Source organism: Aequorivita lipolytica (assembly GCF_007997135.1).
Classification (GTDB): domain Bacteria; phylum Bacteroidota; class Bacteroidia; order Flavobacteriales; family Flavobacteriaceae; genus Aequorivita; species Aequorivita lipolytica.
Genome location: NZ_VORU01000003.1, coordinates 110,000 through 131,903 on the forward strand (window position 1 = coordinate 110,000; position 21,904 = coordinate 131,903).

A 21,904-nucleotide genomic window follows, 5' to 3' on the forward strand; every position below is an offset into this window, starting at 1 on the left:
ACAGAAAAACATACCCTTCATCCTAACTGGTTTGTTTTCAATGCCTTAATTCAGGTACTTTGGTCTAAACCAATAAATTTTAATATTATGATTTCAACTACAGAATTAAAAAAGGAATTCGGAGCACCCGATCAGGAAGGATCCTATTTAGTGACCATCAAATTGCCTTACCCAATGAAACTGGCTTGGGATAAGCGGGTAACCGTAAACCGCATGCGCTGCCATATAAACGTGGCAGACCAGCTAACCAATATATTCAACGAAATACTTGAGCATTACGGAATGGAAAAAATTCAGGAACTGGGACTTGACCTATTTGGCGGATGCTTTAACTATAGGCAAATGCGGGGTGGTTCAGATTGGTCTCGACACAGCTGGGGTGTTGCCGTAGATTTAGACCCTGAAAACAATCCACTGAGAGCTACCTCAGAAACTGCAAGCTTTGCAAAACCGGAGTACAAACCCATGATTGATATTTTTTACAAACACGGCTTTGAATCTTTGGGAAGAGAAAAAAATTACGATTGGATGCATTTTCAGGTAAAGTCGAAAGAACTAATTTCTTAGTTTTTTACACTTAAGCTTCATTCATTATGAACCAACTAAATTATGAAAAGTCTATTTCTTATAGGATTTGCAATGGTCCTTTTTACAGCTTGTGAAAAACAAGAAAAGCGGTATACCCAACAATCGCCAGAAATTGACACTCATTACCCAGTAAATGATCCCTCCTCAATGAAGCAAAAAATCGTTACCGAACTTGGACTTTTGGATATATCAATAATTATCTCCGACTTGGAAGAATTACAAGAAAAAGTAAAATATATTTCAAAAAATCTCCCTTTAAATTCATCGGAGATAAAGATTGACACGTTGAATTACACAACTAATGAACTTAGTTCAATAGCATTCATTTCAAAAAATAATAAGCGTTAAATCCAGATACGGTCAAACTGAATAAACTAATAATTAACTAACCAATTTAAATATTAAAAAATATGAAAAAACTACTCTTTTTAGGACTTACAATAGTCCTTTTTACAGCCTGTGAAAAACAGCAAACACGTTACACTCAGCAATCACCAGAAATAGACACTTATAAAAAAGTAATTGCTGATTACGAAAATCGCGATTGGGAATCTTTGGCAAGCCATTATGCAGATACTGCAAAAATATTGAACAATGTAACAATGAAAGATGCGAAAACCATTGAGCAGGAAATAACAATGGGCAAAGAAGACGCCGGGCTTTTCGCTTCGTGGAAGTATCAACCAGAAAGTGTTGAATATGAAATGGTAATTACCGATAAAGGTCAAACTTGGGTAAACTTTTGGGGCATATGGGAAGCTACATTATTGGCGAATAACAAAACGTACGTAATTCCGGCTCACATTACAGCTCAATTTGTTGACGGAAAAATTGTTAGAGAAGATGGCTATTGGGATCTTTCAGAAATCATGACAGATATGCAGGAGATGCAATACTCCGAGCAAAGTGTGCCGGGTGAAACGGCCGTACCCGAAGAATAATTTTTCCCCCAGACCTAACGGGCATTGCAAGTGAGGAGGCAATCAACCCGTTGGGTCTTTATTAAAATATCCCAAAGAAATTAATTAAAAAGTTACCCGACTTCTCGGGCACTAAAGATGAAAACAGTAGGCATCATAGGTGGTTCTGGGTTTATAGGAAGCCACACCACAAAGAAATTTTTAGAAGAAGGATACAGTGTAAAAGTATCCGTTACCGATATCAAAAAGAGTGAAAAATACAAACATCTTTTCAATCTTGAAAATTCGGACAACCTCAACATCAGCGCATTGAAAGTGGAAGATTTAGAAACCTTGAAAGACTTCATCAGCGATTGCGAAATTGTAATTCACGGGGGTACACCATTTCAGCTTGACGTAAAAGATCCGCAAAAAGAACTTTTTGACCCAACCATTAAAGGAACGGAGAATTTCTTGACGGCGGTAAGTGAAACCCCATCCATTGAAAAGGTTGTTATAATTGCTTCCGTTGCGGCGTATAATACAAATTTTCCGATGCCCGCAGGTGGAAAAACACCCCACGATACCTTTAGTGAAAATGACAAGCCCTTTATGAGCGAGGAAAGTCATCCGTATGCACAGGCCAAATTTCTTGCCAACCAAGCCGTGGAAAAATTTATTTCAAAGCACCCAAACTTATCCTTTGAAATCACTTCTGTCTCGCCAGTTGGGGTAATGGGAAAATCCCTTTCTACTCGAGAAGATTCCACCTCTACAGGGTTGCAATTTCTGTTCAAAAATAAAATTGCTCCCAATCCATTTGTACAAATGCTCTATGACACCAATGCTGAGATGGCCATTGTAGATGTAGAAGATGTAGCCGAAGCTATTTTTAAAGCTGCGACCATTTCAGGATTGCACGGCAAAAATTATTTGTTGAGCAGTGAAAGCTATCCCGTTTCAGACTTGAGCTTGATGCTAAACCACGAATCACCAAAAAATAATCCATCCATTATTTATAAGAATGGAATGGCACAAAAAGAATTGGGGATGAAATTCGGCCCTGTTCAAGAGACATTAAATAACTATTCCAAGTAAAATAAAACAGAATATTAACCAAATAAATAACTATACAATGAAGACAATTATTATTTCGGCAATGATGCTAATAGCATTCATTTCCACAGCACAAAAAAAGAACGGAACTATTTACAGTGACCATCCGGCCATTACCACAGTGGAGGCCATGACCCAAGCCTTTGTTAGTGGAGACACAGACAAGGTAGCCGGTTATCTATCCGATGATTTTAAGGCATACAACGGCACGAGCATCAACCCAAATGACAAGGGGCAGGACAAAGCTGCATTTTCTAATTCGGCTAAAAGCTGGAATAACAACCTCGATTATTTTTCTATAAGCCGCTCCCCTGGAGCTTATCCCGATGCTTTAGAATATAAAGACGATAACCAAAAAGATGTGGTGTGGGTACAAACCTGGGAAGACATTAAAGGTGTGCAAAATAAAACAGGAGTTAAGGTTAACCAACCTATGCACCGATTGTTTGTTGTGAATAAAAACAATAAAATACAAACCATTATAACCTATAGCAACGACAATATTGGATCAGAAATTCGCCAAAGTTATTCGGATAGGAAGAACGGTACCATCTATAACCATCACGAAAACATCAACACTGTTCGGAAAATGATGTATGCCATAGAGTTTAATGACTGGGACAAAGCTTACAGTTTTTATGATAAAGATGTACAGTTCATAGATTCCAGTTCACCCACCATGGAAAGCATTTCCTTAACAGAACAAAAAGTGATGGACAAAAATATTCTGGAGAAATATGACGTTGCCAGTATAGATATGGTAGGCTATCCAGATTATTTGAAATATGAAATGGGCAATTTAGGTTTAGTACAATCTTGGTGGAATATCAACTTCATCCGCAAATCTGACAAAAAAGCAATTGTACTGCCCATTTTTTACACGACGGAATTCAATGATGAAGGAAAAATAACTTCTGAAACAGCTTACTACAACGCGAAATTATTGGATTAAAATCTCTTAATAACTCCCCTGTTTATTAAGTAAAACACTTTAATACTAACCCGTTTCCGCCTCAGGCGGAGACACAAATTAAACATTATGAGAAAATTAATTTTTACAATGCTTTTATTGCCGCTATTGGCAATATCGCAAAACAGCACCGAATACGGTGTATTGGAAAATGTGATGATAACACCTAATCCTTCCCAGCTATCGCAATTTGAGGCAGGACTAGCAGCGCACAATAAAAAATATCACGGTAATGGAGCTTATGGCGCCAGAGTTTACTGGATAAGCAGTGGACCCAATGCGGGCAGCTATATGTGGGTGATGGGACCCACGCCGTGGAGCGCCATGGATGCAAGACCTGCACAAGTTGACGGGCATGATGCAGATTGGAACAAAAATGTAGCAGCATACGCTATGCCGCAAGGCAATACTACTTATTGGAAATTTAACGCTGAAATGTCGCGTTTTTCGAAAGATTTTACACTAAAAAATCTACTGCTGGATACATACGATGTTAAGCGGGGTAAGATGAAGGAAGCTATGGCTCTTGTAGAAAAAATAGGAAAGGTGTACGCCCAAAAATTACCAAATGAAATTTATGGAATCTACACCAATGAATTTTCCAGTACAAAAGAAGGAAAAGATCTTACAGTAGTTTCATTTTTTGACAAGATGGGCTGGATCAGCGAGGATAACGGAATGGACAAGAAATTTGATGAGGTACATGGAAAAGGAAGCTGGGATAAATTCTTAGAAGATTGGTATGATGTTACCGATGGCGGCGAAACCGAACTGTGGATTTTCCGTCCAGAACTAAGCGGTATTAGCGGCGATGTAAAAGCTGCAGATAGAAAATAACGTAAAGAAGGTGAATGTACGGTGCGGCGTTGCCGTGCCGTACATTTTTCATTTTAAAGAATATCTAAAAAAAATAATTATGAAAACTGAAGAAACACAATGGAGTAAGGAAGAGCTGAAAACTTATATTTTGTTGCTCTGCGCAAAGGCAGATAATTTAGAAAGCGAAGCAGAAATTGAACTAATAAAAACAAAAACCACTGCTGAAATTTTCGAAAAAATGTTCCTTGAATTTAAGAGCGACGAAGAAGATGAAAGTCTTGAAAAAATTCAGGATGTTTTGGAACGGCACCAATATTCTGAATTGGAACTGTGTGAACTGAAAAATGAAATTCAGCAAATCTTTGCCGCCGACCGCAAGATACAAATGGCGGAAAGCAATCTGGGTAGGATTTTGGACAATATTATTTATTGAGAAAAAAGAATAAAGAAAAAAGATAAAAGAATACCCATACTCATAAAAGTCAAATCCGATGAAACCGAAAATCTTTAAAACCTTGTTTTTAATATTACTGAGCTTCGCAATGAACGCCCAAGGTGAAGACCCACACGGAAATCATGAATCTGCAGTAACTGGTATGCCTTTGGAAAAAATATTGATGGTTTTGGATATCACCGTCCACGATTCCCTTCAATACCAACAGTACCGACTAAAAGTGGAACCACTGATTGAAAAATTTGGAGGTACTTATTTGGTACGTTCTGGCGGAATGGCTTTTGATACCCGACCGGATAGAAAAATAATTCCAGGAGATGGAAACTGGAACCCAAATAGATTTATTATCGTGCAATGGGATTCGATGGAAGCACTCCAAAAATTTACAGATTCAGAGGAATACAAAGCTACCGCAAAACTGAGGGAGAATTCGGCAACAACAAAATCCATTATTGTAAAAAAATATTGAAAATTATACTCACTTAAAATCTTATAAGAAATGAAAAAACAAACATTACTATTCGTACTCGCTTTTATAAGCATTTCAACAGTATTTGCCCAAAAAAGTAATATTGACAAAGACATTAAAATGTACACCCAAGTTTGGAACAACATTGTGAACAAAGGTGATATTAACCAAATCAACGATAAAAATTTCGACACAAACCTTGTGATGGTTACAAGTCCAGAAAACATCGTTGGTATTGAAGCCTTTAAAGCCTATTACCAAAACTTCTTAACCGGATTTTCGGACGTTACATTTACGGTTAAAAACATTTTTGGCCAAGGTGACCAACTTGTAAAACATTGGCAGTTCAAAGGGAAGCATACTGGTAATTTCTTCGGAATTCCACCTACTGGAAACCTCGTTGAAGTTGAAGGCGTTACAATAGCGAAAATGAAAAACGGAAAAATTTTACAGGAACAGGATTTTATGGACAGTTCGGTGTTTATGCAGCAATTGGGAGTGGTTTCCAATCCTGAAAATTTAGAAATTGTTGAAGGGCTTTACAAAGCATTTTCAGCGGGCGATATTCCTGGCGCGCTTGCCCCAATGGACCCAAAAATTGTATGGAATGAAGCTGAAGGAAATTCCTTGGCAGATGGCAATCCTTACATAGGTCCGGATGCGGTTTTAAATGGTGTTTTTGCAAGAGTTGGCGGGAATCACGAATATTTCAAACTGGAGAACATTCAGCTTCACGAAATGAGCAACAACCAAGTATTATCAACCCTTCGTTATGATGCCAAAGTGAAGAAAACCGGAAAAGCCTATAATGCCCAAGTTGCACATCTTTGGACGCTTAAGGACGGAAAGATAATTGCTTTTCAGCAATATGTGGATACTAAGAAACTTGATGAAGCTGAGAACAAATAAAACATTAACCAAAAAGTTACCCGACTTCTCGGGAACTAAAGATGAAAATAGCACTAATTACAGGAACAAGTAAAGGCATTGGCCTTGAAACAGCATTGGCTTTCGGTCGTGCTGGCTATAAAGTATTTGCCACGATGCGAAATCCAGCAATGGCTTCAGATTTCAAACAAATAATTAAATCCGAATCACTCGATATTCATATTTCCGAAATGGATGTGGATTCTGATGCTTCAGTTAAAAAATGTATCGATACCGCAGTCCAAAACCACGGTCAGATTGATGTGCTTGTGAACAATGCAGGTATAGAACGTCACGGCTCTATTGAAGAATTGCCTTTGGAAGATTTTAAAGCCATTATGGAAACCAATTATTTCGGGGTGCTGCGATGTACAAAGGCATTGTTGCCTCAAATGCGGAAAAATCGTAGCGGTTGTATTATTAATGTGGCTTCTGTTTCTGGGCATAAATCCAACAGTCCACTAGGCGCATATGCCGCCAGTAAGTTTGCACTTGAAGCCATTAGCGAAGCCTTGGCTGGAGAAGTAAAACCATTTAATATTAAGGTTGCCATCGTAGAACCTGGAATTATAAATACACAAATGGCAAATGATATTTCAGTAGATGAAAAATCTATTTACCCACATTCCAAACGCTTGGCAGGTCTGTTTTCAGCATCACTTCAAAATCCAACAGCGCCAACACTTGTGGCAGACAAGATTTTGGAAATCGCAGAAAGCAACACTTGGAAGTTAAGACATCCTGTGGGTCCTGATGCTGAACCCTTCATTCAATGGAGAAAGTCAATGACGGATGAAGAATGGGTGGATTGGAATGCCGCCAATGACGACGATTGGTATGAAGCAGTTCAAAATACATTTGGATTGGATGCTAGATAGCTGATTTTCCCGCAATATGCAGACACCAAAAAGAACGCAAATGCGGAGAATTAAATAATTGCAGTTATTGATAATCACGTTCATCAATATAAAGCCGTTGAAGGAAAAGCAAAATTCCAGCAAAACAGACAGTCCCCATGAAATAAATATAAAAAAGGATTTAAGACCACAATTTTAAATACCAAAAACATGGCAAAAGCAACAAACAATCTAAAAAATAGATTCGGTCGAAGTTTAACAGACAACGCATTAACACGCTATGTTACTTTCTCTGCTCTCTATATAGCCCAAGGAATACCGGAAGGCATTACCTATTTTGCCATTCCAGCTTGGTTGGCGATGAATGGCAAATCGGCATTGGAAATAGCTGCATTTGTTGGTGTTATCGGTATTCCCTGGAGTTTTAAAATTATAATTGCGCCTTTAATGGACCGTTTCACATTTTTGGCAATGGGCCGAAAGCGGCCGTGGGTAATTTTTGGCCAATTAGGTTTAATAGTCAGCTTTTTGAACATTGGCTTAGTTCCAGACCCGTTAAATAATCTTTCTGCATTAATGGTCGCGGGGTTTTTCATCAGTTTTTTTGGCGCATTTCAAGATGTGGCAACAGATGGAATGGCGGTAGATGTTATTCCGCCAAATGAACAGGCCAGAGCCAATGGCCTTATGTGGGGAACCAAAACAATAGGTATTTCAGCATCTTTGGTCATAGGCACTTGGCTTATTAATACCGTTGGTTTTTCAATCGCGGTTTCCTCACTGTCCATTGCGGTGGCAGCAATCATGTTTTTTCCTATTTATTTTAGGGAACGGCCCGGCGAAAAATCGATGCCGTGGACTCTCGGCGCAGCTTCACCAGATTCCAAACAAACGCAATTGCAAAGCTGGAAGCATATTTTTAAAAGTCTTCTTAAAGTAGTAAGCCTAAAATCCAGTATCGTTTTTGGGGTTGGCGTTTTTATGGTGGGTATTATGTTTGGGCTTGTTGACACACTTTTGCCCATATTTACCATTCAGGAATTGGGCTGGACAAACACCTCCTTTTCCCAAGTTTTCTCAGTTACTTCAGTAATCGGTGGAATATTGGGAATGGTTATAGGCGGCTACTTAGTGGATTATTTTGGAAAAATAAAAATGCTGACCCTATATCTTGGCATCTTGGCACTCCTGATAACAGTCTTTGCTTTTATTCCAAATTTATGGGGCAGTAACATCATTATATACAGTTTTATACTGAGCTACTATACTTTTTACACTTTTTTGTGCATTGCAGTATTTGCATCTGCCATGCACCTGTGCTGGAAAACGGTGGCCGCAACACAATTTACGCTTTATATGGCATTGAGCAATATGGGGCGGGCCTCGGGCTCGGCCTTATTGGGGGTTCTGAAAACAAATTTCACTTGGGAATGGGTCTTTATTTTTATTGCCATCATGCCAGTGGTTATGGCAATCCTTATACAATTTATCAATTTTACAAAACACAGGGACCAGGTAGATAGCTTCGTTGTTTTAAACCAAACCTTGGTGGCGCCGCCTGTGATTAAGGATTAACTTCAAACGATGATTAAACTCTCTAGAAATAGCAGCAGAAACCCACTTAATAAACGCAAGGCCAAAAACCGTCCCGTTTGGGACACGAATATCGGTAAAAAAATAATCGAACACAATCTCGTCCTTTAGGTACGAAATATCATATTACGTACCTAAAGGCACGTTTTTAAAAACGATAACGCATTAATGCCACCGATATAGAGTCCCTAACGGGACAGAATCAAAATCCAATAAATGATTAAACTCTTCCGAAATACCCGCAAAAACCTTCTCGCAGAGGGCAAAACCACAAAATACCTAAAATACGCCATTGGTGAAATTATCCTCGTGGTTATTGGTATTTTGATTGCCTTGAGCATTAATAACTGGAACCAAAACAGAAAAGAAGCAATTGAGGAAAAAGCGATATTAAAAACATTATTACAAAATCTTAACGCAGCAAAAAAGCAGTCTGAAGCACTTATTTCTGAAGAAGAAACCCTAAAAATAAGCCTTATAAGACTTCTTGGAATTGATGCGAACCCTTCTAAAAAAAATGATACAATAATTCCTGATTCAATTTTTAAAACTACAGTTTGGGACCTGCAAAGCGACCAACCAACTTTTAACGCCTATAACAATTTAAAAAACACTAATAAGCTTAGTTTAATAAAAAGCAAAAAAATAAATGAAAAGTTTACAGACTTAGAATTTTACCTAAACAGGCTCAACGACGTACTTGAGGACAGGTTGAGCGTACATCAAATTCGTGTAGATAATATATTGGAAAACGATATTAATTTCATCCCCTTAGTAAAATCGAGCGTACCAACTATTAATATTGAATACGAACCACAAAATAATTATAATCAATTATTAAAAGTTAAAAGAATTAGAAACCTTCTGGGTATGAAATTAGACTTTACCCAAGATGCTATTGATCATCGCATAAATCTCGATAAAGAAATAAAGGATTTAATAACGCTAATTGAATTAGAATTAAATAAAAAATAGCCGAAATACAACATAAATTATGAGAACAAAACTTTTAGTATTTAGTTTGATGGGACTTTTAATGAGTTCAGCATTATACAGTCAAACCCTAGATGAAAAATATACAGAAGATGTAAAAACCATAGCTACAATTATAGATGCCTATTACGCTGTAATTTCAGGAGCAAGCGAAGATCCTTGGCAATTTGAAAGAGACAACTATTTACATTCAGATACTGCAGTTATAACACGGTTAGACGACAACGGAAAAGTAGATTCACATACTTTGGAAGCGGAATACATTCCTTTGTTATTGCTTCCTAAAGAAGATTTTTACGAAAAAGAACTCAAACGAAAAGTGAGTCAATTTGGCAATATGGCGCAAGTTTGGAGTGCCTATGAAGTAAGAACCAAGCCAGAAATCGCTTCAAATATAAGAGGATTAAATAGCATTCAACTTCATTTTGAAAACGGAAGGTGGTTTATAGATAGTTGGACTACGCAAATGGAAACGGAAACCAATACTTTAGTTACAGATTTTTTGAAAGCGGAGTAAAACTTTTAATAGATAATTGTTGTGACCAACTAAAAATATAGGGAGAAAAAATAGAAATCAGTTATGATAAAGCTTTTCAGAAACATCCGCCAAAACCTTCTAAATGACGAGCCTTCCATAGCTTTAGCGAAGGGAGGAGGCAAAACCACAAAATACTTTAAATACGCCATCGGCGAAATCATCCTAGTGGTCATTGGTATTTTGATTGCGTTGAGCATCAATAATTGGAATGAAAACAGAAAAGTACAAAAAGAACAATCGGTATTCCTGACCAATATTGTGCAAGACCTCACGGAAGATTTGACGCAAATCAATAAAATTATCATACATCAGTCGAACAAGCTGGAAAAAGTAAATGCCTTAACCATTGAATTGTCGAAAACAAATGATAAAGATTTCAAAACTATAGAGACCCTATTTTCCCAACTTCAAACTACTGAAAATGACACCTTTTTTGCAAATATGGGAACCTACTCCACCTCAAGCTCTGAAAAAGTCATTGGAAATTTAAATCCTGAATCGCTCAAAATTGCAATTACAAATCTATACGAACGATTTTATTACCGATTGACCTATAATGGCGATTTATATGATGCCGACGACCAAAAAGTAGCTTTTGAAAGAGGGAAATTTTATAACAAAATCACTAAAAAACTAAAAGATAAATATGTAATTGAGAACAGCGAATTTTCAAATCTCATCAGCATTATTTCCTATGACAATTCATTCTATTTGGAATTATGCCACAAAACAAAAGAGGAAATCGAAAGAGTTACGTCTCTCATCAATCAGCGTTTAAAAAATTAACCAATGATAAAACTCTTCAGAAACATCCGCAAAAACCTTCTCGCAGAAGGCAAAACATCAAGATACCTAAAATACGCCATTGGCGAAATTATCCTCGTGGTCATTGGGATTTTAGAACGGAAAATTATTCATTGCACACGTCCCGTTAGGGACTTTATATTGGTAGAAGAGAAATAAAGTATCAACCAGCGTGCCGTTAGGTACGCAATATAAATGCACAATACATGGCAAACACCTATACACAAATCCACATACAAACCGTTTTTGCGGTTCAAAACAGACAGAGCTTAATATTAGGACAATGGAAGGAAGAATTGTACAAATATATAACCGGAATAATTCAAAATTACGACCATAAAGTGCTTCAGATAAACGGAATGCCAGACCACATTCATATTTTATTCGGAATGCGGCCAACGCAATCTCTTTCAGATTTAATGAAATTTGTGAAACAGGATTCGTCAAAATGGATCAACCAAAAAGGGTTTGTAAACAGAAAATTTTCGTGGCAGGCTGGTTATGGTGCATTTTCATATTCGAAATCAGATGTGCAAAATGTGATAAATTATATCAAAAATCAGGAGGCACATCATAAAACAAAAACATTTACCGAGGAATATTTGCAATTATTAAAGGATTTCGAAATCGATTTTGATAATCGTTATATATTCCATCCCATTGAATAATATATGCTGTACCTAAAGGCACAGAAATAATACCGTTAACATATTGCTACCAATATAAAGTCCCTAACGGGACAGATTCAGAATTTTAAATAGAAATGAATTTTACAGACAATCAAATTATAAACCATGAAAACTAAACTACTCCTTTTCTTAAGCATCGCAACGCTTCAATTAAGCGCCCAGAACTATCAAAAAATTCACAACAAAGCCATATTAGTGGATACCCACAACGATTTTCTTATGCAGACAATGGAAAAGAATTTCGTTTTTGATACCAATTTAAAAGGTAAAACCCATAGCGACTTAAACCGAATGAAAGAAGGCGATGTAGATGTGCAGTTTTTTTCCGTTTTTAGTGACGGCGACCAATCGAATCCGTATGCTTTCGCCAATCGTCAAATAGATAGTTTGGATGCCGTTATAAAACGAAATCCAAATAAAATTGTGAAAGTTTTCAATTCAAAAGAACTTTTAAAAGTTGTGAAGCAGAAGAAGATTGCTTCATTAATGGGACTGGAAGGCGGCCATCAATTTGAGAACGATTTGGGCAAACTTGAAGCACTTTACAATCGTGGTGTTCGCTATATAACCTTAACTTGGAACAACTCGACTCCTTGGGCAACAAGTGCTTCCGACGAGTCCTCCCCTAACCCCTCCAAAGGAGGGGGACTTAATTCCGAAGGAAAAAAAGGGCTTACTGCTTTTGGAAAACAAGTAGTTCAAAAAATGAACAGTTTGGGGATGATGGTAGATATTTCGCACGTTGGCGAACAAACGTTTTACGATGTAATCACCACGACTACAAAACCCATTATTGCTTCCCATAGTTCTGTTTACACGCTCTGCCCGCACAAACGAAATTTAAAGGATGACCAAATAAAAGCCATCGCAAAAAATGGAGGCGTTATTCAAATCAATTTTAATTCAGGGTTTATAGACCCGAGTGTTGATAAAAGAGAATCTGCCTTTCTTGAAAAACACAAAGTGGAAATAGATTCCCTTAAAAAAAGTGGGGTGCATCCGTTCCTAGCTGAAGCGGCTATGTACCAAAGATATACGGATGAATCAGAAGCGCTTCGAGCTCCTTTTGATTTTGTAATTCAACATATAGAATACGTCATCAAATTGGTTGGTGTGGATTATGTGGGAATCGGCTCCGATTTTGATGGCATTTTGTTGCCTCCAAAACAATTGGATGATGTAACGGATTATCCTTTAATAACAAAAGTTTTGGTTGAAAAAGGCTATAGCGAAAAGGATATCGACAAAATCCTTGGCGGAAATCTGCTTCGGGTTTTGAAGGCGAATGAAAATAATTAGTAATTGATGGGAACTGAAATGCAACACGAAAGAAACATCCCATCCAACGGAAGCCATTATTCATTGTAAGACTCAAAACCTTTGCGACCTCTGCGCCTCTGCGGTGGATTTTTTTACCGCAAAGGCGCAGAGAACGAAGAGAAATTTCGAAAACCTCATTAAATACTTTTAAACAAACTAAACCAATCATTATGAAAAACACAATTTACTTTCTAATCATTTCAGCAAGCCTTCTTTTAAGCTGCGTCGAAAAACAAGAAACAAAGACCGAAACCGATAGCAAATCCGGCTATATGGATTATTCAAACACCGACGACCAAATAACGGGCGGCATCAAAATGATTCCCATTACAACTCCAAAAGGCACCTTCAATGTTTGGACAAAACGCGTGGGCAACAATCCAAAAATGAAAGTCTTGTTACTTCATGGCGGTCCTGGAGGAACTCACGAAGCTTTTGAAAATTTTGACGGCTATCTTCCGAATGAAGAAATTGAATACATCTATTATGACCAGCTAGACAGTTATTACAGCGACAAACCAAACGATTCTACCCTTTGGACTACAGAACATTTTGTGGAAGAAGTGGAGCAGGTTCGCAAAGCTTTAAATTTAAATAAAGACAATTTTTACTTGCTCGGCCAATCGTGGGGCGGAATTTTGGCGATGGAATATGCACTGAAATATCAAGAAAACTTGAAAGGATTAATAATTTCAAATATGATGGCGAGCATCCCCGAATATGAAAAATATGCAGAAGTTTTGGGAGCCCAACTACCGCCACAGGTTTATAAGGAAATCAAAGACATGGAAGCCAAAGAAGATTTTTCAAATCCTAGATATACGGAGTTGGTGATGAACAATTATTACACAGAGCATATCCTTCGAAAACCTTTGGATGAATGGCCAGAGTTTATCAATCGCACATTTGCGCACCTCAACCCAAATATTTATATCTATATGCAGGGCTATAGCGAATTTGGTGTAACTGGGGACGCAACCCTTAAAGGCTGGGATGTTTCCGATAGGCTAAAAGAAATTAAAGTTCCAACATTAATGATTGGTGGCAAATACGACACTATGGATCCAAAATATATGGAATGGATGAGTACCCAAGTGCAAAACGGAAGAAGTTTAACTGCCAATGCAGGCCACGTTTCACAATATGACGACCCAGAAACTTATTTCCCTGGATTGATAAAGTTTATAAAAGATGTGGATGATGGGAAGTTTTAGCCATTTCGCAAAAAATTAACCACAGAGACACAGAGTACACAAAGAAAGCTCTGTGAAATCTGTGCCTCTGTGCCTCTGTGGTGAAGTTTAAAAACGTTTTCTCAATCAATGATAAAACTCTTCAGAAACATCGCATAATATCTTCCCATCAACTTCAAAAACCACGGCTTCGGTAAGCATTTCCACAGCTTCGGAAAGTTTTATAGCCCCTTTGCACCTAAGATGTAACTTTTTGTACCTTAATTCATTAACTTTAGCACACTCCCCGCAAAAGTCAACCAATTCACGGTACAGAAAGAGTTACAGAAGTTTTTAAATCTAAAAAAATTATATTCAAATGAAATCAAAATCAATAAAAGGAAAATCTACAAAAGAAATCAAAACTGCCTTGGAAGAATGTTTCGCTGACGGTTTCAATCCAACTTTAGCAATTTGCTTTATTTCAAAAAGCCTTGACCGAAGCACTATTACTAATTTGTTGGATGCAGCCGGCATCAGCGTTTTCGGCTGCACCACGAATGGGGAATTTATAGATGAAGAACCCGAAAAAGGCTCGGCAGCTATTTTGTTGATGGACATGAACAAAGACCATTTTCAAATTTATTTTGAAGAATATCCGGAAAAAAATTATCGGGAAGTTGCAAAAGGAATTGCTAAAAAAGCAAAAGAAAAGTTTGCAAACCCTGCTTTTTTTATCGGGATAAGTGATGCTTCTGCAGATGGTGAAGAAGTGCTGCGTGGCATTGAAGAGATAGCAGGATCAGCAGTAAACGCATTTGGAGGTGCTGCAGGAGATGATTATTCATTTTCTGAAACATTCGTATTTACTAATGGGAAAGACAGTGGCAAGGCCATGGTATGTATTGCATTGGATGAGTCAAAAGTGCAAATAAATGGTATTGCCACATGTGGATGGAAGCCAGTGGGTACAGAAAAACTAGTGACCAAAAGTGAAGGAAACCATGTGTTTACAGTAGATAATCTTCCGGTGTTGGATCTTACTGCAAAATATGGCGGTATTACAAATGTATCCCCAGAAAACGATAGTTTATTGATAGAAATAGCTGCCAACTTTCCTTTACAATTGCAACGTGAAAAGGGTGATCCCGTAATGCGGCCAGGCCTTGTGGTAGATTGGAGCGATCGATCTTATTACACCAGTGGTGCAGTGCCGCAAGGATCAAAAGTCCGTTTCTCTTTACCGCCCGATTTTGATGTGATGGAGAAAGTGGTGAAAGGTGTAGAGAATTTAAAAGCTACAGTAATGCCCGAAGCAGATGCGGTGATAGTTTTTAGTTGTACAGGAAGAATATTATCCTTGGGACCATTGATGTCACAGGAACTTGAAGGCATCAAAAATGTTTGGAATGTTCCAATGGTAGGCATGTTCAGTAATGCAGAATTGGGAAGAGCAACTGGAGGAAATCTCGAAATGCACAATTTGACAACTTGTTGTGTGGCATTAAAAGAAAAAGCCCCCCAACCCCCAAAGGGGGAGAATACGTGAACGGAAAAGTCAAAAAACTTCTCCCTTTGCGAGGCACAAAACAATCAAGGGGAGGTGTCGAAGGCGGAGGGGTTCAGCCCCAATTTTAATTGTCAATCAAAACACCATGCAAGCAAAAACAATAAAAGGAAAATCTACGGAAGAAATAAAAACCGCTTTACAACAAAGTCTAACGGACGGTTTTAAACCAACTCTTGCCATTATCTTCCTTTCCATAAAACAGGACCGAGACGCTATTTGCGAAATTTTCAGCAGTGAAAAAATCGCAATCTTTGGCGCTACGACGGCTGGAGAGTTTATCGATGGAGATATTGAAGATGGTAGCATTGTCATGATGTTGCTCGACATGAATCCAGCTTATTTTAAATTGGAGTTTCTTGAAATTAGTCAAGAGACTACTTTTGAAAGTGCAAAAAAATTGGGTCAAATAGCGAAAAAAACTTTTGCCAACCCTTCTTTGATAATAGCTACGGGCGGTGTGTTTATAGATGGTGAAAAAATTATTGAAGGCATCACAGAAGGATTTGGTAAATATGCTTTATCAGAGGACAGGGAAATAACCGTATTTGGAGGTATGGCAGGAGATGATTTGATAGCTGAAAAACCAATTGTTTTTACCAACGGGAAAAGTAAGGACAACGCATTGTTAGCGCTCATTATTGATGAAGATAAAATAGATGTAAGAGGAATCGCTACTTGTGGCTGGAATGCTATTGGCACCACAAAAATAGTTACTAAAAGCAAAGGTAATATTGTATATACCATAGACCATAAACCAGCTTTGGATATGCTAATGAAATACCTTGGCGTTGCCGTAACGCTGGATGACAAAACGGAAATTGTGCCATTTTTAAACTCATGGTATTATCCATTGCAATTAGAACGGGAAAATGGTGATACTGTAATACGTGCAACCCGATTTGCTAATCAAAAAGACCGTTCACTTATATGCACTGGAGGTGTAGCTCAAGGATCAAAAATCAAGTTTTCGCTACCCCCAGATTTTGATTCCACCGAAACAGTAGTTGCAGAATGTGAGAGCATTAAGGACAACGCAACGCAACAAGCCGATGCCTTAATCATGTTTTCATGCGTGAGTAGACATTTATCATTTGGGGTTTTAATGAAAGAGGAAATAGAGCAGGTGCAAAACATTTGGAACGCACCATTGGTAGGCTTTTTTACCTATGGCGAATATGGAAAATCAAAAATTGGTAAAAATGAATTTCATAACAATGCATGTTGTATTGTGGCTTTAAAGGAAAAATAATTCCGAAAACCTTGCCCCGACCCTGAAGGGAGGGTTTTCTATATTTAAATTATGGAAAAAAATAAATTGAAAATATTGGGAATGCACGATGGAGCAACTCCATCGGTTTTTAGGAATGCTGCAAAATTGAGAGTATCAATGACCGAAACTGAATTGAAACTTTGGGAATATTTAAAAATTAAACCATTAGGTTTTAAATTCAGAAGGCAACATCCCATTGGCGGCTTTGTTTTGGATTTTTATTGTCATAAACTGAAGCTATCTATTGAAATTGACGGGGGATACCATTTAACAAAGGAACAAACTGAAAAAGATAAAATAAGAACAAATTACCTTAGTGAAATTGGCATCTCTGAAATAAGATTTACAAACGAACAAGTCCTAAACAAATATGAAAATGTGATAGAAAACGTCAATTCTAAATTGCGCGCTGGCCTCCCCCTTTAGGGGGCTGGGGGGCAGGGCGAGCGTTGGCGATGGTCATTCAAAATTTATAATTTAATTAAATTCCCACAAAATTTGCAATAATTATGAAAGCAAAATCAATACACGGAGCATCCGTTTCAGAAATAAAGACCGCTTTGGAAGTTGCAATAGTAGGTGGTTACAGTCCTACCGTCGCCATTGTTTTTATTTCAGTTAAACAAGAAAGAAAGGCGGTGTGTCAACTTTTAGAGGAAAAAAACATGGACATTTTTGGCGCCACCTCCTGTGGCGAATTCATCAATGGTCATCAAAGCATGGGAGAAATTGCCATTTTACTTTTGGAAATAGCAAAGGAACAGTACACAATCCTATTTGAGGATATAGAAAATTGTACTATGGAGACTACTGCTTCTAAAGTAGCAACTAAGGCGCTAATAGAATTTAGCAACCCTTCTTTGATTGTTTGTAGTACTAAAATAAACCGACAAGGAGAAGTTTTTGGAGGCGATACATTGGTAAAAAGCCTATCACAAAGTCTTGGTCTTGATAAACTGTTTTTTGGTGGTATGGCTGGAGATGATTTGGAAATTAAAGAGACTTTTGTTTTTACCAATAAAAGTGAGACTAATCATGGACTCATAGCATTAGTGCTAAACGGAGACAAAATCGCTTTAAAAGGAATGGCAGTTACAGGTTGGAAGCCTTTAGGAATTACAAGGACTGTTACCAAAAGTAAAGGGAATTTACTCTATGAAATTGATGGTAAATCTGCAGTGGAATTATATTTTAAATATTTAGGAAAGGAAGATAAATTGTCCGAAGAAAATTTTAAAATTTTTGAAGAACTATCTATTGAATATCCATTCATTGTAGAACGGGACAACAACGAAACCGTACTAAGGACCGCAATGAAAATTGATTCCAAAGAAAGAGCATTAGTGATGGACATGCCAATGCCAAAAGGTTCAAAATTTTGGTTTACAAGCCCCCCAGAATTCGATATTGTTGAAGAGGTTATTGAAAAAGCAACACAATTAAAACTAGATACCAATGAAGATGCAGATGCTTTGTTAGTTTTTTCTTGTGCAGGCAGAAAACCCATTCTTGGGCCCATGGTAACCGATGAAAACGAAGGCCTTGCTGGATTGTGGCAGACACCCATGGCAGGATTTTTTACCTATGGCGAGTTTGGAAGGGCATTACAGGGCAAGCAAAATTACCATTCAGGCGCTTGTTGTTGGGTAATATTAAAAGAAAAAGCATGAACGAGCACCTTCAAAAAATACTCGATTTCATTGAGCGGTCGGAACATTTTTCCGAAGAAGAAAAAACAACGCTGATTAAAGCGGCAAAAGAAACAGACCGCGCACTCACCATTTCAGAATTTAAATTGGAACGCACCGAAAAAGTAAAGCGCACCACTGCAATCCTACTGGAAGAAACCATTGAAGAACTGGAACAAAAACGAAAATCTATTGAAGAAACAAACGCTGCGTTAAATAAATCGTTGGAAGAATTAAAATCCGCCCAAGCGCAATTGATTCAGGCAGAAAAAATGGCTTCTCTTGGGGAATTGACCGCCGGAATTGCCCACGAAATACAGAATCCGCTGAACTTCGTCAATAATTTTTCCGAAGTGAGCAAAGAATTGCTCGATGAGATGAAAGAAGAACTGGACGCAGGCAATTATGAAGATGTAAAGGAAATAGCAAACGACGTTATTCAAAATTTGGAGAAAATAAATCACCACGGAAAGCGAGCAGATGGCATCGTAAAAGGAATGCTGCAGCACAGTCGCAAAAACACAGGCGAAAAAGAACCAACTGACATCAATGTTTTAGTTGACGAATATCTGCGTCTCGCCTTCCACGGTCTGCGCGCAAAGGACAAAAGTTTCAACGCAACTTTAGAAACCGATTTTGACGATTCCATCGGAAAAATTGAAATCGTGCCGCAGGATATTGGGAGGGTGGTTTTGAATTTGATTATGAATGCTTTTTATGCAGTTTCGGAACGCAAAACAATGGTTGCAAAAAACTTGACAGGTCTAAAATCGTACCAGCCAACAGTTTCAGTTTCCACAAGAAAATTTAAAGATAAAATAGAAATAAATGTTTCTGATAACGGCAACGGCATTCCTAAAAATGTGCTGGACAAAATATTCCAGCCCTTCTTTACCACCAAACCCACTGGGCAAGGAACGGGATTGGGATTAAGTTTGAGCTATGATATTCTGAAATCACATGGTGGCAGGATTGAAGTTCAATCCCAACCTAATGAAGGAACAATTTTTACCATTTTGTTACCTTTAACCCACAAATAGTCATGAAAAAAATAATGCTCCTTCTATTCATATTGCCACTGGCTGTTGCCGGACAATCTGAGCAATCCGCCTTTCTGGATGCTGATCTGGAAAACCAATGGGGCGTGCTGGTAAATGATTGGAGCTATCATTTGGGCGATAATAAGGAGTGGGCAAACCCAAATTTTAATGATTCTTTATGGCCCAAATTTTCAAACGTGATCCTAAATGTGCCGGATTCCGTCGCCAAAGCAAACAAAAAAGGAATCGTTTGGTTCCGAAAAAAAATAAAGACAATCCTACCGCTAAACCAGCAATTGGTGCTGCGCATACATCAAACCGGAGCTTCAGAAATCTATTTGGACGGGCAATTAATACACCAATTGGGCAGGGTAAGTGCAGCGCAGGATTCCATAATTTATTACAATCCAGGACGGGATTTGCTTTCCTTCCCGCTTGTACCGCAAAAAGACCAAATACTGGCAATACGGTATGCCAACGACCCTTCCCAATTTCCGGTTTTTGCGAGCGATACCGGAATGATTTTGCGGGTGGCAACGCTAAGCCACGCAAATGCAGACCCGCCGCTGCTTAACTATAAAATAAGGTACTACATTGTTTTGGGCGTGGCCATATTTATGCTTATCCTCTTTTTGGCGTATTTTTTCTTTTTCCCGACCGAAAAAATAAACCTATACTTCGCCATTTCGAGCCTTTTTTTCATTCTGTTTATAATCGCTGTTTTAATTTCGTTAAACACCCATCAAAGACCGTTTTTGGCAGAATTTGGCGTAGGTTTCTTTTTAACCTCCCAAGCACTGCTGATTCTCTTCTGTATCTACAAAATCCTAAAACAACGGTTCGGCATCCTGTTTTGGTCCGTAGCTGTAATAGCTGGGCTGCTTATTATTTTGTTGTTCCTTTTCGATTATTTGCTTATAACCCAAATTATAGGTACAATAGTGCTTTTGGAAATATTGCGCATCAGCATAAAATCCCTAAAAACTGATAGGCGGGCGGCGCTTATATTTTTGGTTTTCTGTGTAATAAACATCGCCTTTTGGATAGGTATTATTTTGGACCAACTTTCCGTAATAACATTTCCGTCCCTTTGGCTGTACCAACCATTTGCTTTTTTGCTGATGCCGCTGAGTCTGGCTATTTATCTTGGTTATACCTTCGGAAACAGAAGCAAATCGCTTATAAATAAACTGAAGGAAGTAGAGCTGCTTTCCGAAGAAAACCACCGCATTCTTTCCACGCAAAATGAGACACTGGAAATGCAGGTAAAAGAGCGCACTTCGGCATTAAATACTTCTTTGGAAAATTTAAAAGCTACGCAAAGCCAACTTATACAGGCCGAAAAAATGGCAAGTTTGGGAGAACTTACCGCTGGCATCGCACACGAAATTCAAAATCCGCTGAACTTCGTCAATAATTTTTCTGAAGTAAGCAACGAGCTTTTGGCTGAAATGAATTTGGAACTCAACAAAGGCGCTATTGAAGAAGCGAAAGCTATTTCAGAAGACATAAAACAAAACCTTGAAAAAATAGCTCACCACGGAAAGCGAGCAGACGGCATCGTAAAAGGAATGCTGCAGCACAGTCAGAAAAACACGGGCGAAAAAGAATTCACAGACATCAACAAATTGGCAGACGAATATCTACGCCTCGCCTACCACGGTCTGCGCGCAAAAGACAAAAGTTTTAACGCAACTTTAGAAACCGATTATGACGATTCCATCGGAAAAATTGAAATCGTGCCTCAGGATATTGGCAGGGTTGTTTTGAATTTGATTACGAATGCTTTTTATGCCGTAAACGAACGTAAAAATGAATCGAATGATAAAGATTTCAAACCAACCGTTTCGGTTTCTACAAAAAAAGGGAAAGAGAAAATTCAGATTTCAGTAAAAGACAACGGCAACGGTATTCCCAAAAATATTTTGGACAAAATTTTCCAGCCTTTTTTCACCACAAAACCAACAGGACAGGGAACTGGATTGGGACTAAGCTTGAGTTACGACATTGTAAAAGCGAACGGCGGGGAGCTAAAAGTGGAAACCAAAGTTGACGAAGGAAATCCCGATGACTTCGGGAAAGGAAAGGGAACTGAATTCATCATTTCATTACCAATAAAAAGATAATC

General features: G+C 38.1%; 24 protein-coding genes. All 24 read left to right on the forward strand.

The annotated features are described in order from the left end of the window. Positions 1 to 87 precede the first annotated feature (87 nt). The 24 genes from ESV24_RS05165 (at position 88) to ESV24_RS15495 (ending at position 21,902) form a co-directional block, all read left to right on the forward strand. Positions 88 to 567: a M15 family metallopeptidase gene (locus tag ESV24_RS05165; protein ID WP_111814724.1), complete on the forward strand. Its 480-nt coding sequence runs from the start codon at positions 88 to 90 to the stop codon at positions 565 to 567. A gap of 42 nt (positions 568 to 609) precedes the next feature. Continuing rightward, positions 610 to 936, forward strand: coding sequence for a hypothetical protein (locus ESV24_RS05170; RefSeq protein ID WP_111814722.1), 327 nt, complete (start codon positions 610 to 612; stop codon positions 934 to 936). A 62-nt stretch (positions 937 to 998) separates the two neighbouring features. Beyond that, the gene (locus ESV24_RS05175) at positions 999 to 1,529 is read left to right on the forward strand and encodes a nuclear transport factor 2 family protein (RefSeq protein ID WP_111814720.1); all 531 of its coding nucleotides are present in this window, start codon (positions 999 to 1,001) and stop codon (positions 1,527 to 1,529) included. A 117-nt stretch (positions 1,530 to 1,646) separates the two neighbouring features. Further along, positions 1,647 to 2,585, forward strand: a complete 939-nt coding sequence (locus ESV24_RS05180) for an NAD-dependent epimerase/dehydratase family protein (protein ID WP_111814718.1) — start codon at positions 1,647 to 1,649, stop codon at positions 2,583 to 2,585. A 37-nt stretch (positions 2,586 to 2,622) separates the two neighbouring features. After that, a complete protein-coding gene (locus ESV24_RS05185) occupies positions 2,623 to 3,555 on the forward strand; it encodes a nuclear transport factor 2 family protein (protein ID WP_111814716.1) in 933 nt (310 codons plus the stop codon). Between the two features lie 87 nt (positions 3,556 to 3,642). Next, positions 3,643 to 4,410: a hypothetical protein gene (locus ESV24_RS05190; RefSeq protein ID WP_235003984.1), complete on the forward strand. Its 768-nt coding sequence runs from the start codon at positions 3,643 to 3,645 to the stop codon at positions 4,408 to 4,410. A 79-nt stretch (positions 4,411 to 4,489) separates the two neighbouring features. Continuing rightward, the gene (locus ESV24_RS05195) at positions 4,490 to 4,825 is read left to right on the forward strand and encodes a hypothetical protein (RefSeq protein WP_111814714.1); all 336 of its coding nucleotides are present in this window, start codon (positions 4,490 to 4,492) and stop codon (positions 4,823 to 4,825) included. A 58-nt stretch (positions 4,826 to 4,883) separates the two neighbouring features. Then, entirely contained in the window at positions 4,884 to 5,315 is a 432-nt protein-coding gene (locus tag ESV24_RS05200) for a DUF1330 domain-containing protein (protein ID WP_111814712.1), read from the forward strand. A 30-nt stretch (positions 5,316 to 5,345) separates the two neighbouring features. Beyond that, complete coding sequence (locus tag ESV24_RS15490) at positions 5,346 to 6,224, forward strand: ester cyclase (RefSeq protein WP_146951070.1); 879 nt, start codon at positions 5,346 to 5,348, stop codon at positions 6,222 to 6,224. Positions 6,225 to 6,265: 41 nt separating this feature from the next. Continuing rightward, positions 6,266 to 7,120: an SDR family oxidoreductase gene (locus ESV24_RS05210; protein WP_111814710.1), complete on the forward strand. Its 855-nt coding sequence runs from the start codon at positions 6,266 to 6,268 to the stop codon at positions 7,118 to 7,120. Between the two features lie 189 nt (positions 7,121 to 7,309). Continuing rightward, complete coding sequence (locus tag ESV24_RS05215) at positions 7,310 to 8,674, forward strand: MFS transporter (RefSeq protein ID WP_111814708.1); 1,365 nt, start codon at positions 7,310 to 7,312, stop codon at positions 8,672 to 8,674. 234 nt (positions 8,675 to 8,908) lie between these two features. Continuing rightward, positions 8,909 to 9,667: a DUF6090 family protein gene (locus tag ESV24_RS05220; protein WP_111814706.1), complete on the forward strand. Its 759-nt coding sequence runs from the start codon at positions 8,909 to 8,911 to the stop codon at positions 9,665 to 9,667. Positions 9,668 to 9,686: 19 nt separating this feature from the next. Beyond that, a complete protein-coding gene (locus ESV24_RS05225) occupies positions 9,687 to 10,202 on the forward strand; it encodes a hypothetical protein (RefSeq protein WP_111814704.1) in 516 nt (171 codons plus the stop codon). 63 nt (positions 10,203 to 10,265) lie between these two features. After that, the gene (locus ESV24_RS15445) at positions 10,266 to 11,009 is read left to right on the forward strand and encodes a DUF6090 family protein (protein WP_200829509.1); all 744 of its coding nucleotides are present in this window, start codon (positions 10,266 to 10,268) and stop codon (positions 11,007 to 11,009) included. Between the two features lie 3 nt (positions 11,010 to 11,012). Further along, positions 11,013 to 11,186 (forward strand): hypothetical protein, encoded by a 174-nt coding sequence (locus ESV24_RS15260; RefSeq protein WP_160110586.1) that lies wholly within the window; start codon positions 11,013 to 11,015, stop codon positions 11,184 to 11,186. Between the two features lie 47 nt (positions 11,187 to 11,233). Further along, the gene (gene tnpA, locus ESV24_RS05235; RefSeq protein WP_111814702.1) at positions 11,234 to 11,695 is read left to right on the forward strand and encodes an IS200/IS605 family transposase; all 462 of its coding nucleotides are present in this window, start codon (positions 11,234 to 11,236) and stop codon (positions 11,693 to 11,695) included. Positions 11,696 to 11,821: 126 nt separating this feature from the next. Beyond that, on the forward strand, positions 11,822 to 13,015 hold the full coding sequence (locus ESV24_RS05240; RefSeq protein WP_111814700.1) for a dipeptidase: 1,194 nt from the start codon (positions 11,822 to 11,824) through the stop codon (positions 13,013 to 13,015). A 191-nt stretch (positions 13,016 to 13,206) separates the two neighbouring features. Beyond that, positions 13,207 to 14,250 carry a proline iminopeptidase-family hydrolase gene (locus ESV24_RS05245; RefSeq protein ID WP_111814698.1) on the forward strand — a complete coding sequence of 348 codons (1,044 nt, stop codon included), beginning with the start codon at positions 13,207 to 13,209 and terminating at the stop codon, positions 14,248 to 14,250. A 337-nt stretch (positions 14,251 to 14,587) separates the two neighbouring features. Next, positions 14,588 to 15,757, forward strand: coding sequence for an FIST signal transduction protein (locus ESV24_RS05250; RefSeq protein WP_111814696.1), 1,170 nt, complete (start codon positions 14,588 to 14,590; stop codon positions 15,755 to 15,757). Between the two features lie 106 nt (positions 15,758 to 15,863). Beyond that, a complete protein-coding gene (locus tag ESV24_RS05255; RefSeq protein ID WP_111814694.1) occupies positions 15,864 to 17,027 on the forward strand; it encodes an FIST signal transduction protein in 1,164 nt (387 codons plus the stop codon). A gap of 51 nt (positions 17,028 to 17,078) precedes the next feature. Continuing rightward, positions 17,079 to 17,474: an endonuclease domain-containing protein gene (locus ESV24_RS05260; protein WP_235003983.1), complete on the forward strand. Its 396-nt coding sequence runs from the start codon at positions 17,079 to 17,081 to the stop codon at positions 17,472 to 17,474. Positions 17,475 to 17,557: 83 nt separating this feature from the next. After that, the gene (locus tag ESV24_RS05265; RefSeq protein WP_111814692.1) at positions 17,558 to 18,718 is read left to right on the forward strand and encodes an FIST signal transduction protein; all 1,161 of its coding nucleotides are present in this window, start codon (positions 17,558 to 17,560) and stop codon (positions 18,716 to 18,718) included. Beyond that, positions 18,715 to 19,776 (forward strand): sensor histidine kinase, encoded by a 1,062-nt coding sequence (locus tag ESV24_RS05270; RefSeq protein ID WP_111814976.1) that lies wholly within the window; start codon positions 18,715 to 18,717, stop codon positions 19,774 to 19,776. The genes ESV24_RS05265 and ESV24_RS05270 overlap by 4 nt, the downstream gene beginning before the upstream one ends. Before the next feature lie 14 nt (positions 19,777 to 19,790). Continuing rightward, the gene (locus tag ESV24_RS15495; protein ID WP_235003982.1) at positions 19,791 to 21,902 is read left to right on the forward strand and encodes an ATP-binding protein; all 2,112 of its coding nucleotides are present in this window, start codon (positions 19,791 to 19,793) and stop codon (positions 21,900 to 21,902) included. Positions 21,903 to 21,904: the final 2 nt, after the last annotated feature.

Excerpts from the sequence above, each read along its gene's own strand:
- ESV24_RS05165 (WP_111814724.1), top strand. The coding sequence starts at position 88 with ATGATTTCAACTACAGAATTAAAAAAGGAATTCGGAGCACCCGATCAG.
- ESV24_RS05170 (WP_111814722.1), top strand. The coding sequence starts at position 610 with ATGAAAAGTCTATTTCTTATAGGATTTGCAATGGTCCTTTTTACAGCT.
- ESV24_RS05175 (WP_111814720.1), top strand. The coding sequence starts at position 999 with ATGAAAAAACTACTCTTTTTAGGACTTACAATAGTCCTTTTTACAGCC.
- ESV24_RS05180 (WP_111814718.1), top strand. The coding sequence starts at position 1,647 with ATGAAAACAGTAGGCATCATAGGTGGTTCTGGGTTTATAGGAAGCCAC.
- ESV24_RS05185 (WP_111814716.1), top strand. The coding sequence starts at position 2,623 with ATGAAGACAATTATTATTTCGGCAATGATGCTAATAGCATTCATTTCC.
- ESV24_RS05190 (WP_235003984.1), top strand. The coding sequence starts at position 3,643 with ATGAGAAAATTAATTTTTACAATGCTTTTATTGCCGCTATTGGCAATA.
- ESV24_RS05195 (WP_111814714.1), top strand. The coding sequence starts at position 4,490 with ATGAAAACTGAAGAAACACAATGGAGTAAGGAAGAGCTGAAAACTTAT.
- ESV24_RS05200 (WP_111814712.1), top strand. The coding sequence starts at position 4,884 with ATGAAACCGAAAATCTTTAAAACCTTGTTTTTAATATTACTGAGCTTC.
- ESV24_RS15490 (WP_146951070.1), top strand. The coding sequence starts at position 5,346 with ATGAAAAAACAAACATTACTATTCGTACTCGCTTTTATAAGCATTTCA.
- ESV24_RS05210 (WP_111814710.1), top strand. The coding sequence starts at position 6,266 with ATGAAAATAGCACTAATTACAGGAACAAGTAAAGGCATTGGCCTTGAA.
- ESV24_RS05215 (WP_111814708.1), top strand. The coding sequence starts at position 7,310 with ATGGCAAAAGCAACAAACAATCTAAAAAATAGATTCGGTCGAAGTTTA.
- ESV24_RS05220 (WP_111814706.1), top strand. The coding sequence starts at position 8,909 with ATGATTAAACTCTTCCGAAATACCCGCAAAAACCTTCTCGCAGAGGGC.
- ESV24_RS05225 (WP_111814704.1), top strand. The coding sequence starts at position 9,687 with ATGAGAACAAAACTTTTAGTATTTAGTTTGATGGGACTTTTAATGAGT.
- ESV24_RS15445 (WP_200829509.1), top strand. The coding sequence starts at position 10,266 with ATGATAAAGCTTTTCAGAAACATCCGCCAAAACCTTCTAAATGACGAG.
- ESV24_RS15260 (WP_160110586.1), top strand. The coding sequence starts at position 11,013 with ATGATAAAACTCTTCAGAAACATCCGCAAAAACCTTCTCGCAGAAGGC.
- tnpA (WP_111814702.1), top strand. The coding sequence starts at position 11,234 with ATGGCAAACACCTATACACAAATCCACATACAAACCGTTTTTGCGGTT.
- ESV24_RS05240 (WP_111814700.1), top strand. The coding sequence starts at position 11,822 with ATGAAAACTAAACTACTCCTTTTCTTAAGCATCGCAACGCTTCAATTA.
- ESV24_RS05245 (WP_111814698.1), top strand. The coding sequence starts at position 13,207 with ATGAAAAACACAATTTACTTTCTAATCATTTCAGCAAGCCTTCTTTTA.
- ESV24_RS05250 (WP_111814696.1), top strand. The coding sequence starts at position 14,588 with ATGAAATCAAAATCAATAAAAGGAAAATCTACAAAAGAAATCAAAACT.
- ESV24_RS05255 (WP_111814694.1), top strand. The coding sequence starts at position 15,864 with ATGCAAGCAAAAACAATAAAAGGAAAATCTACGGAAGAAATAAAAACC.
- ESV24_RS05260 (WP_235003983.1), top strand. The coding sequence starts at position 17,079 with ATGGAAAAAAATAAATTGAAAATATTGGGAATGCACGATGGAGCAACT.
- ESV24_RS05265 (WP_111814692.1), top strand. The coding sequence starts at position 17,558 with ATGAAAGCAAAATCAATACACGGAGCATCCGTTTCAGAAATAAAGACC.
- ESV24_RS05270 (WP_111814976.1), top strand. The coding sequence starts at position 18,715 with ATGAACGAGCACCTTCAAAAAATACTCGATTTCATTGAGCGGTCGGAA.
- ESV24_RS15495 (WP_235003982.1), top strand. The coding sequence starts at position 19,791 with ATGCTCCTTCTATTCATATTGCCACTGGCTGTTGCCGGACAATCTGAG.